The 11,498-nt window shown below is 65.4% G+C and carries 11 protein-coding genes; 10 read left to right on the top strand and 1 reads right to left on the bottom strand.

Annotated elements, in window-relative coordinates:
• Positions 1 to 190 precede the first annotated feature (190 nt).
• Positions 191 to 913, top strand: a complete 723-nt coding sequence (locus tag VE25_RS22740; RefSeq protein ID WP_152664593.1) for an AbiU2 domain-containing protein — start codon at positions 191 to 193, stop codon at positions 911 to 913.
• Between the two features lie 75 nt (positions 914 to 988).
• Here VE25_RS22740 and VE25_RS11540 read toward each other — a convergent pair whose 3' ends face one another.
• A complete protein-coding gene (locus VE25_RS11540) occupies positions 989 to 2,125 on the bottom strand; it encodes an MFS transporter (protein WP_046108782.1) in 1,137 nt (378 codons plus the stop codon).
• Between the two features lie 286 nt (positions 2,126 to 2,411).
• On the opposite strand from VE25_RS11540, the gene VE25_RS11535 reads away from it, so the two are divergent.
• From VE25_RS11535 to VE25_RS21865, 9 genes are all read left to right on the top strand, one after another.
• On the top strand, positions 2,412 to 3,995 hold the full coding sequence (locus VE25_RS11535; RefSeq protein WP_244466909.1) for an ABC transporter substrate-binding protein: 1,584 nt from the start codon (positions 2,412 to 2,414) through the stop codon (positions 3,993 to 3,995).
• A complete protein-coding gene (locus tag VE25_RS11530; protein WP_046108749.1) occupies positions 3,995 to 5,035 on the top strand; it encodes an ABC transporter ATP-binding protein in 1,041 nt (346 codons plus the stop codon). Before VE25_RS11535 ends, VE25_RS11530 begins: the two co-directional genes overlap by 1 nt.
• Positions 5,032 to 5,874 carry an ATP-binding cassette domain-containing protein gene (locus VE25_RS11525; RefSeq protein ID WP_046108781.1) on the top strand — a complete coding sequence of 281 codons (843 nt, stop codon included), beginning with the start codon at positions 5,032 to 5,034 and terminating at the stop codon, positions 5,872 to 5,874. The genes VE25_RS11530 and VE25_RS11525 overlap by 4 nt, the downstream gene beginning before the upstream one ends.
• A gap of 35 nt (positions 5,875 to 5,909) precedes the next feature.
• Positions 5,910 to 6,635 (top strand): glycerophosphodiester phosphodiesterase, encoded by a 726-nt coding sequence (locus VE25_RS11520; RefSeq protein ID WP_046108748.1) that lies wholly within the window; start codon positions 5,910 to 5,912, stop codon positions 6,633 to 6,635.
• Positions 6,632 to 8,068 (top strand): alkaline phosphatase family protein, encoded by a 1,437-nt coding sequence (locus VE25_RS11515; protein ID WP_046108747.1) that lies wholly within the window; start codon positions 6,632 to 6,634, stop codon positions 8,066 to 8,068. The genes VE25_RS11520 and VE25_RS11515 overlap by 4 nt, the downstream gene beginning before the upstream one ends.
• The gene (locus VE25_RS11510; protein WP_046108746.1) at positions 8,065 to 9,006 is read left to right on the top strand and encodes an ABC transporter permease; all 942 of its coding nucleotides are present in this window, start codon (positions 8,065 to 8,067) and stop codon (positions 9,004 to 9,006) included. Before VE25_RS11515 ends, VE25_RS11510 begins: the two co-directional genes overlap by 4 nt.
• Entirely contained in the window at positions 9,003 to 9,902 is a 900-nt protein-coding gene (locus VE25_RS11505) for an ABC transporter permease (RefSeq protein WP_083988884.1), read from the top strand. Before VE25_RS11510 ends, VE25_RS11505 begins: the two co-directional genes overlap by 4 nt.
• Positions 9,899 to 10,684, top strand: coding sequence for an HAD-IIA family hydrolase (locus VE25_RS11500; RefSeq protein WP_046108745.1), 786 nt, complete (start codon positions 9,899 to 9,901; stop codon positions 10,682 to 10,684). The genes VE25_RS11505 and VE25_RS11500 overlap by 4 nt, the downstream gene beginning before the upstream one ends.
• Positions 10,685 to 10,783: 99 nt before the next feature.
• Complete coding sequence (locus tag VE25_RS21865) at positions 10,784 to 11,449, top strand: TetR/AcrR family transcriptional regulator (RefSeq protein ID WP_052731911.1); 666 nt, start codon at positions 10,784 to 10,786, stop codon at positions 11,447 to 11,449.
• Positions 11,450 to 11,498 lie beyond the last annotated feature (49 nt).

Here is an 11,498-nt window from a genome sequence, read left to right as displayed (position 1 = left end):
ACACAGGGCTGCTGCGCGCCGAAGCGCAGATGAAGGGCTACACCGGCGACCAGTGCACCGAGTGCCACAACTTCACCATGGTGCGGAACGGCACGTGCCTGAAGTGCGACACATGTGGGACGACGACGGGGTGTAGCTGAAGTAGATGGTCCACAGGACGCCCGCAGAAGCACTCGCTGAGGATCAGCGAGTGCTGGGTATTAAGTATGGCTCCGCATACTACCATTGCCTGCAAGAGTTTTGGCGCGTTTCCTCAAATTGGGACCGCTACGAAGCTCTGTTTGGCTCGGAAGAACGCGTCGAACTGCTAAATAGTAGTAGTGGCCATTTCTGGTACACGGTGCAGGACATGCTTTTTGACCATGTTCTACTGGGTATTTGCCGTTTAACTGATCCAGCCCGGATGATGGGACGGGAAAATATCTGTGTTGAAACACTGGCCCAACTGGATCCCACAAAGCACAAAGCGGAGCTAGTGCGCCGAGCGGCAAAAGCTCGTCAGAAAACTGAATTCGCACGCACTTGGAGGCACAAACGAATTGGTCACAACGACCTGGAGCAGCTTAGTGGTGTCGCCAACCTGTTAGCCCCAGCTACTCGGCGAAAAGTTTCTGATGCCTTGGTGGCCATTCATGATGTCTTACGCTGGGTGCGGGGACGTTATTTCGACGGCGATCTGTTACTCACGGAGATTGGCGATGACGACGCCAACCAACTTCTTATCGCGCTAGCGCGCGCTAAATCCCTACGTGAAACGGAACGCCATGAAATAGAGACCGGGAACTACAAAAGTGTACTTGATCGCAGAGCGCGATATCCATCGGCTGACTACGGCAGGGAACGACGATACGTGGACAGCACAAGACTTAAACAACCTCGAGCCTATCGCGGAAAGCTACCGCTTCCGACTTAGTATCATCCCATAAACAGTCGTGGATGCCGATGGGAAGAAGCATTACGATCGAGATTAGCCGTCAATCTATCATCGCTACCTCACCTTCCCCATGTCCGGCAGGAACACGGTGAGCAATCCGGCGAGGGGCAGGAAGGAGCAGAGCCAGAAGACGTGTTGGATGCTGGTGGTGTCGGCGAGGGCGCCGAGGGCGGCCGCCGCGATGCCGCCGGCGCCGAAGGCGAAGCCGAAGAAGATGCCGGCGATCATGCCTATGCGGCCCGGCATCAGCTCCTGGGCGAACACCACGATCGCCGAGAAGGCGGACGAGAAGATCAGGCCGACGAGAATGGTGAGGACCACCGTCCAGGTGAGGTCGGCATAAGGCATCGCGAGGGTGAAGGGCAGCACGCCGAGGATCGAGAACCAGATCACGAACTTGACCCCGAACCGGTCGCCGATCGGCCCGCCGAGGAACACGCCCACCGCCGATGCGCCGAGGAACACGAAGAGCAGGAGCTGGGCGTCCTGCACGCTGACCTGGAATTTATCGATGAGGAAGAAGGTGTAGTAGCTCGACAGGCTCGCCATATAGGCGTTCTTGGTCAGGGTGAGGACGGCGAGCACGGTCAGCGCGATGATCGTGGTGCGCTTGTCGAAGATCAGCGCGGTGCTGGCCGGCGCCCTGCCCGCATTGGCCCGCCGATGCTCGGCATACCAATTGCCGACGCGCCACAGGATGAAGATGCCGACGAGCGAGCCGACGGCAAAGAGGCTGACGCTCCATTGCCCGTGCCGCAGCACGACGAACGCGGCGAGCAGCGGCCCGATGGCCGAGCCGACATTGCCGCCCACCTGGAACAGCGATTGCGCCAGCCCGTGCCGCCCGCCGGACGCAAGGCGCGCCACGCGGCTCGATTCGGGATGGAAGATCGCCGAGCCCAGCCCGACGAACGCCGAGCCGACCAGCAGCAGCCAGTAGCTCTGCGCGAAGCCGAGGATGATCAGGCCCACCAGGCTCGAGGCCATGCCGACCGGCAGCGAATAGGGCAAGGGGCGCTTATCGGTATACATGCCGATCGCCGGCTGCAGGAGCGAGGCCACGCACTGGAAGGTGAGGGTCAGGAGCCCGATCTGGACGTAGTCGAGCCCGTAATTGTCTTTCAGGATCGGGTAGATCGCCGACAGCAGCGACTGCACCACATCGTTGATGAGGTGGCAGACGCTGACCATGATGATGATCGAGAGCGTGGTCTTGCCGGCGATGCTGGTCGCCGGGGCGCTGGCTATGGCGGTCAATCGAGCTGGTCCGAAAAGGCTGGAAGTAAAGGCGTCGGTATAGCCTTCAATAGCATGCCGGCCGCGGCCTGTCGTTATCACCTGCGGCGCAAAGCGTTCGGCGCGAACCGACACGACTTGGCGTTCTCCCCCGCTTTCACAGAACTGACATCGCTTCGTTGTCGAAGCGCAACATGCATGGCTTAGCCAGCCCCCCAATTCATCATCGAAGGGGCTCCAAGTGCCATTTTCCCGCTATCTCCCACGCAACCTGACGAAAGCAATGGTGGCGCTCCTCCTGGCCGCCAGCTCCTCCTTCGCGATGGCGCAGGAGCGCCGGGACCTGGTCGTCGGCGTCGCCGACCTGCCGGCAACGCTGGAGCCGGGCAAGGAGCTCTCCAATGTGGGCACCCGCGTCAACTACAGCATCTTCGACACGCTGATCCGACGCGATTTCCTCTCGGCCGAGGGCGGCGGCGGTTCCGCGCTGGTGCCGAGCCTGGCTGCCAGCTGGACGCGCCTCGACGACGTGACGCTGGAAATCAAGCTGCGCGACGACGTCACCTTCCACAACGGCGCGCCCCTTACCGCCGAGGACGTGGTCTTCACCTTCTCGCCCGAGCGCCTCAGCGGCGAGGATGCGCTGCTGCCCGAGGGCCCGGCCTATTTCTCGGTGCTCAAGGAAGTGAAGGCGATCGACGACACCACCGTGCACTTCGTCACCAAGGCGCCCGATCCGCTGCTCGAGCAGCGCCTCGCGTCCTGGGCGTCGTGGATCGTCAACAAGCAGGACTGGCTGGAGAAGGCCGAGACCGACGGCGGCGTGCCGATGTTCCCGGTGGGTACGGGTCCCTACATGCTCGACAGCTACAAGGCCGACGAATCCATCCGGCTCGTCGCCAATGACGACTATTTCGGCGGCACCCCGACGGCCGCATCGGTGACCTTCCGCGAAGTGCCCGAGCCCTCGACCCGGGTCGCCGGGCTCGTATCCGGCGAGTTCGACATCATCACCAATGTCGCGCCCGACCAGATCGGCCAGATCAACAGCTATGACGACATCGAGACCCGCTCGGTGGTGCTCGCGAACTCGCACGTGCTGGTCTACACCGTCACCGACCCGGCGCTGAGCGACGTGCGCGTGCGCCAGGCCATGAACCTCGCCATCGACCGGCAGCTGCTCAACGAGGCGCTGTGGGGCGGACAGGCCGTGGTGCCCAATGGGCACCAGTATCCGGAGTTCGGGGAGATGTATAACCCCGACCATGTCGGCCTCGAATACGATCCGGAACGCGCCAAGGCGCTCCTCGAAGAGGCCGGATACAACGGCGAGCTGATCCGCTACACCACCCAGCCCTACTACTACCTCAACGCCCTGCCGGCCGCGCAGGCGATCGTCGAGATGTGGAAGGCGGTCGGCCTCAACGTCGAGCTCAACGTGGTCGAGAGCTTCTCGGGCGTCGATTTCAAGACCCTCCAGGTGCGCACGTGGTCCAACTCCACCCGCTACCCCGACCCGGTCGGCGGCCTCTGGAACCTCTGGGGTCCGTTCGGCGGCCCGCAGCGCACCAACGAGAGCTGGATCGGCACCGAGAACCTCGCGCGCTTCAACGAGCTGGGGGCAGTCCTCGAAAGCACCGTCGATCTCAAGACGCGTCAGGACGCCGCCTGGGAAATGCTGGAAATCTGGAAGGACGACGCTCCCGGCACCATCCTCTACCAGCCGCTCGAGACCTATGGCGTGGCCAAGGACGTGAACTGGCAGCCCTACACGTTCTACTACATGGACCTGCGTCCCTATAATCTCAGCTTCGCCGGCAACTGATGGCCGAAGCAACGACCCAGGCAAGAGGCGGCATCCATGCCGCCTCCCATCCGCCGGCAGGCCGGCACGCAACCGAGCCGGTGCTCGAGATCGCCGGCCTCACCGTGTCGGCCGGGCCGGTCGACCTGGTGGAGCAGGTGAGCCTTTCCGTCATGCCCGGCGAGACGCTCTGTCTCGTCGGGGAAAGCGGCTGCGGCAAGAGCCTGACCTGCATGTCGGCGCTGGGGCTTCTCGACGACGGACTCAAGGCCACGGGATCGGTCCGGCTGTTCGGCACGGAAACGATGGGCGCGCCGGAACGCGTCATCAACGCCGTCCGCGGCCGCGACGTGACGATGATCTTCCAGAACCCGATGGCGGCGCTCAATCCGGTCAAGCGCGTCGGCGCGCAGATCGCCGAGGCGATCGGCGAGCATACGGAGCTGCGCGGGGCCGCCGTCGACCGGCGCGTCATGGACCTTCTGGAGCAGGTCGGCATACCCAAGGTCGAGCGCCACAAGAACTACTATCCGCACCAGCTTTCCGGCGGCATGTGCCAGCGCGTGATGATCGCCATGGCCCTCGCCTGCCGGCCGAAACTGCTCATCGCCGACGAGCCGACCACGGCGCTGGACGTCACCATCCAGGCGCAGATCCTGCGGCTGCTGCGCGACCTGCAGTCCGAACTCGGCCTCGCCATCGTCTTCGTCACCCATGATCTGGGCGTCGTGGCGGAAATCGCCGACCGGGTGGCGGTCATGTATGCCGGGCGCATCGTCGAGGCGGGACCGGTCGACGACCTGTTCGACGACCCGCGCCATCCCTATACGCGTGCGCTGATGGATTGCCGGATCGGCTTCAGCCGTGAACCGGGAACGATGCTGGAGGCGGTCAAGGGCACGGTGCCCGCGCCCTCCGCCCGCCCCGTCGGCTGCAATTTTGCGCCGCGCTGCCCGACGGCCGATGCGAGGTGCCAGGCGGAGCCTTCGCTTTCCTCGGACGGAGCGAGAGCCGTCGCCTGCCATTTCTTCGATCCGAGCGCCGGGGCGGTGCGGCAATGATCCCGGCCACGACTGAGGGGCTCGTCGCCACCGGCCTGGTGCAGACCTATCCGGTCGGACGGCGTCTTTTCGGTCCGGTCGAACATTTCCGCGCGGTCGATGGCGCGAGCTTCCACATCGCGGAAGGCGAGACGCTGGGGATCGTCGGGGAAAGCGGCAGCGGCAAGTCGACGCTCGGCCGCATGGTCGCCGGCATCGAGGCGCCGGCCGGCGGCAGCATCTCGTTCTGGGGCGAGAGCTATGCGCCGGTGGGTTCGCCCCAATGGCGCCGGCAGCGCCGCCAGGTGCAGGTCGTGTTCCAGAACCCGGCGGCGGTGGTCGACCCGCGCTGGACCATCCATGCGCAGGTGCGCGAAGCGCTGACCACCCATGAGACGCTGGCGCGTTCCGAAGCCGACGACCGGGCGCAAGCGATGCTCACGATGGTCGGGCTCGCCACCTTGGGCAAGCGCCTGCCGCACCAGCTCTCGGGCGGGCAGTTGCAGCGCGCGGTCATCGCCCGGGCCCTGGTGCTGCGGCCCCGGCTCGTCATCTGCGACGAGGCGGTCAGCGCGCTCGACGTCTCGGTGCAGGCGCAGATCATCAACCTGCTGCTCGAGCTGCGGGAGAAGCTGAAGCTGTCGCTGATGTTCATTTCCCACGACCTGTCGGTGGTCCGGCACATCAGCCACCGCGTCGGGGTGATGCATGCCGGCAAGCTCCTCGAAATCGGCGACTCCCGGACGCTGTTCGAGGCGCCGCAGCACGACTATTCCCGCCGACTGCTCGCCGCCATTCCCGCAGATACGCCGCGCCAGCGGCGCGAGCGCGACCTGCGCACCTTCGGCGCCCTGCCGTAGCGGCCAGGCGCCATCTCGTTTTCAAGGCTTACGACATGAAGATCATCGCACACCGAGGCGACAGCGCCAATTTCCCGGAGAACACGCCCGCCAGCTGGGATGGCGCGTATGCGGCCGGGGCGTTCGCCATCGAGACCGACATCCGCCTCTCCAGAGACGGGGTTTGCGTGTGCGCGCACGACCCCGACCTCAACCGCCTGTTCGGCCGGCCGGAGCCGGTGAGCGAGCTGACCCTTGCCGAACTCATGGAGCTCGGCAACGCGCAAGGCGGCCGGATAGCGCCCGCATCCGAGGCGCTCGCCTATGCACGCGACGGCAAGGCGGTGCTGCTCGACATCAAGGACGAAACGCCCGAAGCGCTGGCGCAGCTGTGGCAGGCGATCGCGGATGCGGTTTCCGGCCCGCAGCGGCGTCTGGTCTTTGCCGGGTGCCACACGCTCGATGCGGTGCGATTCTTTGCGGTGCAGGGCGAAGTCGAGATCCTGGGCTTCATTCCGACGCCCGACGATGCGGTAGGCTTCTGGGTGGCAGGTGCGAAAACCATCCGGCTGTGGGAGCGGGACGCCTCGCGCGAGCGAGTGGCGGAGCTGCGCGGGCTCGGCGCCGACGTCTGGGTGACCGTCGGGGGGCGCGGCACCGACTTCGAGGTCGGCGGCGAGACCTCGGCGGCAAACCTGACGAAACTGGCAAAATTCGGCGCCGGCGGCGTGCTCGTCAACGACGTCAAGTTCGCCGTGGAGACGATGGAGGGCCTGCAATGAGCACCGGATCGACGCTTCTCATCACGTTCGACGGACTGCGCCGTGACCGCGCAACGGCCGAACTGATGCCGAACCTTGCCCGGTTCATGGCCGAGGGCAGCAATTTCGTGAATTCGCGGTCGATCTTTCCCAGCGAAACGCGCGTCGCCGTCACCTCGACGATGACCGGGTGCCCGCCGGGTGACCATGGGGTCGTCGCCAACCAGTTCATCCACCCCGTCCGGCCTGAGGGTCTGTTCAGGACGGCGGAATGGGAGGACCTGGAACTGGCGGCACAGGCCGGGCAACTGCTCGACCGCGAAACCATGGGCCAGCGCATGGCGAACGCGGGGCGCACCATGGCAGTCGTCAGCACCGCCACCAAGGGCGCCTCGCGCATGATGAATTCGAGCGCTCATGATCTCGCCCAGCCGGTCTTCTCGATGCACGGCGCTCCGGTTTCGAGCCCGGACCTGCATGAAGCCGTCCTCGCCCGTCTCGGCGATATCCCGGAGCCCGGCGCGCCGAACGGCTCGCGCATGACCTATGCGACCAGTGCGCTCATCGAGGTGGTCTACCCGCGCCACAATCCGGACTTCTGCGTGTTCTGGATGAACGAGCCGGACATGAGCTCGCACCGTTTCGGCGTCACCGCGCCGGAAACGCAGGAGGCGCAGCGCATCTGCGACGAGAATTTCGGGCGCATACTCGAGTGGTGGAAGGCCGGGAACGGCCCGGAAAACATCCTGGTCATGTCCGACCACGGACAGATCACAGGGCGGCGTCAGCTCGAAACGCTGGACATCATTCCCGCCGAGTTCGGGCGCGTAGCGATCGGCTCGTTCAGCAGCATCTATCTCGATGACCGCTCCGATGCCAACAAGGCGCGTGTCGTCGACTGGCTGGTGCAGCAGGATTTCTGCGGCCTCGTCTTCGTGACGGGGGAAAATGGCGAGGCGACTGCGGGCGCCCTGCCCTGGGCCGCGGTGCGCAACAATCATCCACGCGGCGCCGACGTCGGGTTCACACTGCGCGCCACCGACTGCTCGCAAAGCTGGGGCCCCACGGTCGACAGCTGCCGCTTTGCGGCCTGGATATCGGACGGCGGCGGCATGCATGGCGGGTTGAACCGGGGCGAGCTCTCGACCGTACTGGCGGCCCAGGGGCCGGCCTTCCGCGCCGGTTTCGTTTCAGAAACGCCTTGTTGGCTGCCTGATATCGCCCCCACCATCTTGACCGCCATGGGGTTGCCGCTCGACGGCACCGAGGGCCGGCCACTGGTGGAGGCGCTGGTGGGCGAGGATCCGCGCTTCGGCATCGCGCCGCAGGTGGAAATCCGCACCTTGCAGGCCGAACATCGCGGCCATGAGCAATATCTGCGCCAGTGGGTGGTCGAGGGACAAACCATCGTCGACTGCGGCTGGACCGCCGGCACGGGAGCCTGGGACAGGTGAACCCGCAATTCGTCATCACCAAGCTGGTGCGCGGCACGCTCACGCTGCTGTTGACCGTCACCTTCGTCTTCATCGTGCTCCGGGCCTCGGGCGATCCGGCCCAGATCATGCTCTCGGACGAAGCTTCGCCCGCAGCCGTGGCCGCATTCCGCGAGCGCTGGGGGCTCGACCGCTCGTATATCGAGCAATACCTGGCTTATCTGACGGCCATCATCCAGGGCGACTTCGGCACCTCCTTCCGCGATGGCCGGCCAGCGCTCGAGGTGGTGATGGAGCGGGTGCCGGTGACGCTGCTCCTGGGGTTCACCGCGCTGCTGATCACCCTCGCACTGGGCATTCCCTCGGGCATCATGGCGGCGCTGTTCCGCGGCCGATGGGTGGACCATGCCACCATGTCCTTCACCATCCTCGGACACAGCATTCCCAACTTCTTCCTCGGCATCATCCTGATCCTGGTATTCTCGATGACGCTGCGCTGGCTGCCGAGTTCGGGCACGGGCAGCATCTGGCACCTGCTGATGCCGGCGGTGACGCTGGGCACGGCAGCCGCCGCTACCGTCGCGCGCTTCACCCGCTCCTCGGTGCTGGACGTGCTCCATCAGCCCTTCATGCGCACGGCCAAGGCCAAGGGCATACCCTATGACCGGCGGATCCTGCGCCATGCGCTGCCCAACGCGGCCATTCCGGTGGTGACCGTCGTCGGCATGCGAATCGGCGGTCTGATCGGGGGCGCGGTGACCATCGAAACGGTCTTTGCCTGGCCGGGCGTCGGCATGCTCCTCGTCAACTCGGTCAACCAGCGGGACCTCGCCGTCGTGCAGGCCGTGGTGCTGCTCATCGCGCTCACCATGGTGCTCGTCAACCTCATCGTAGACCTCACCTATGGCTGGCTCGACCCGCGCATCGAGCTGCACAACAGGCGGGCGGCGAAGACATGACGACCACCGATCTCTCCTCGGCACCTCTCAGGCGGCGCGGCTGGCTCACCAGGATCTGGAAATCCAGGCCGCCGCTGGTGATAGGACTGTCGCTGTTCTGGCTGGCCGTGGTGGTCCTGATGGCCCTCTTCGCCGAGTTCCTGGCCCCGTACGGCTATGCGGAGCAGAGCCTGCTGAAGCGCCTGCAGCCGCCGGGCTTCCTCGGTGGACTGCCCGAATACCTGCTGGGCACCGACAATCTGGGACGCGACGTGCTCAGCCGCGTCATCTACGCAATGCGCACCAGTATCCTCATCGCCTTGATGGGCACGGTGATCGGCGCGAGCGTCGGGACGGTGCTCGGCATCGTCGCGGCCCATTTCCGCGGCTGGGTCGACGACGTGATCATGATGCTGGTGGATTTCCAGGCGGCCATCCCGTTCCTCATCGTGGCGCTGGCGGTGCTGGCGTTCTTCGGCAACAACTTCGTGCTGCTGGTGGTGCTGATCGGCCTCTTCGGCTGGGACGGCTATGCGCGCATCGCCCGCGGTCTCGTGCTTTCCACTAACGGCCAGGGCTATGCCTTCGCCATCCGCACGCTTGGCGTGCATCCGGCAAAGGTCTACATCCGGCACGTCCTCCCCAATATGATGGGGGTCATCATGGTGCAGATCACGCTCAATTTCCCCGAGATCATCCTGCTCGAAACGTCGCTCTCGTTCCTCGGCCTCGGCGTGCAGCCGCCGGGCACCAGCCTTGGGCTGCTGCTCGGCGAAGGGCGCAACTACCTGGCGACGGCCTGGTGGATCGGCATCCCGGCCGGTGTCGTCATCTTCCTGACGACGCTGGCCATCAGCCTGCTGGGGGACTGGCTGCGCGACATGCTCGACCCGAACCTGAAAGGCAAGGATGCATGACCGCACTCGTCTCTCCCGTGCGTCTTGCCTCCATCGAGGAGCTCGAATTCTCCGCCGTGCTTTCAGATCTCGACGGCATCGTCTATCGGGGCGAGGAAGCGGTGCCGGGCGCGGCCGAGCGGTTCAACCGCTGGCATGCGCAGGGCGTGCCCTACTGCTTCATCACTAACAATGCCGAGAAATCCCCGATCGACTTCGCCGACAAGATCCGCCGGCTCGGCATACCCTGCTCCTCGCAGCAGGTGGTGACCTCCGGCGACGTGGCCCTCGACTTCCTGCGTTCGCGATATGGGGCGGGCGCCCGGCTCTATGTGATCGGCTCGCAATCCCTCAAGGATCGCGTGGCCGACGCCGGCTTCATCCTTGCCGAAGAGGCAACGGAGGCGGTGCTGGTCGCGCTCGACCGGCGGTTCGACTACGCGATGATGAAGGCGGCGGTGCGCAATGTCCTGGCGGGAGCGGAGCTGATCGGCACCAATCCAGACCTCATCCGTCCGATCGCGGACGGCTTCGAGCCCGGCGCCGGCGCCATCGTTCAGTCTATCGCGGCCGCGGCCGGCGTTTCGCCAATCTTCATGGGCAAGCCGGCTCCGACGATCGTGCTCACCGCGATGGAACGCCTGGGGGTCCAACCCGGCGCCGCGATCATGCTCGGCGACCAGCTCGACACCGACATCCTGGCCGCGCAGCGGGCGGCGGTCCGGGCCGTATTCGTGGAAACGGGCGTGCCCATCAACCCGCGCAGCATCGTGCGGGCGGACTATGTCCTTCGCCGGCTCTAGGGGGGGCACGACCCGGCCGGCAGCGGATTTAGTGAATTGCGCTCCCGCGTGGTGCATACATAAAAGCCCATGCGATTGTCGCGATGAAGGGAATGCTGCGTGCCGAACACCGTTGGCTCCGTGCGGAAAGACCTGTCGGATGGGAAGAAGCGCCGAGGGCGGCCCAAGGATGCCGACAAGGGCGCCATCCCCCTCCTCATCCTCCAGGCCGCGCTCCTGATGTTCAAGAAGCAGGGCTTCGATGCAACGTCGGTCGAGCAAATCGCCGCGGCCGCCGGCGCTTCCAAGACCACCATCTACCGCCATTTCCGGACGAAGGAGGCATTGGCGGAAGCCGCCGTGGTCCAAGACGGGCAAAACGTGCTCGAAACCATCCGCGCCATCGACAATGCCGATCCGGACCCGCTGGTGCGGCTGCGCACCCTGACGTTCGGCATTGCCGATTTCGCGGCCCTGCCGAACAACGCCGATCTCTATCGGCTTTCCCTTGCTGCCGTGCCGCGCGTGCCGGCGATCGGCCGCGCCTTTGCCGCCACCGGCGCGGCCCTGCGGGCGCTGATGCAACCGCATGTGGAGGCGGCACAAGCGGCAGGCCTCCTGCGCCAGGGCGACTCCGAGCAACTGGCGCGCCAGCTCTACGACGCCGTCGTCAACCCGATCTGGAGCGACGCCCTGCTGCTGACGCCTTACGTCGACGACGAAGCGCAGCGCGCCGCGGTCATGCAGGCGAACTGGGAGAGTTTTCTGCGCGGGGCCAGAGCCTAAGTCTCCAACCACAAAGAAACGAAACGGTATCGTTTCATTCTTGTCCAGC

This window comes from Devosia geojensis, from assembly GCF_000969415.1.
GTDB lineage: Bacteria > Pseudomonadota > Alphaproteobacteria > Rhizobiales > Devosiaceae > Devosia > Devosia geojensis.
Note: the sequence above shows the minus strand (reverse complement) of the source record. Positions and strands in the feature narration are given on the sequence as shown.

Excerpts from the sequence above, each read along its gene's own strand:
- VE25_RS11525 (WP_046108781.1), top strand. The coding sequence starts at position 5,032 with ATGATCCCGGCCACGACTGAGGGGCTCGTCGCCACCGGCCTGGTGCAG.
- VE25_RS11500 (WP_046108745.1), top strand. The coding sequence starts at position 9,899 with ATGACCGCACTCGTCTCTCCCGTGCGTCTTGCCTCCATCGAGGAGCTC.
- VE25_RS11520 (WP_046108748.1), top strand. The coding sequence starts at position 5,910 with ATGAAGATCATCGCACACCGAGGCGACAGCGCCAATTTCCCGGAGAAC.
- VE25_RS11530 (WP_046108749.1), top strand. The coding sequence starts at position 3,995 with ATGGCCGAAGCAACGACCCAGGCAAGAGGCGGCATCCATGCCGCCTCC.
- VE25_RS11515 (WP_046108747.1), top strand. The coding sequence starts at position 6,632 with ATGAGCACCGGATCGACGCTTCTCATCACGTTCGACGGACTGCGCCGT.
- VE25_RS11540 (WP_046108782.1), bottom strand. The coding sequence starts at position 2,125 with ATGGTCAGCGTCTGCCACCTCATCAACGATGTGGTGCAGTCGCTGCTG.
- VE25_RS11505 (WP_083988884.1), top strand. The coding sequence starts at position 9,003 with ATGACGACCACCGATCTCTCCTCGGCACCTCTCAGGCGGCGCGGCTGG.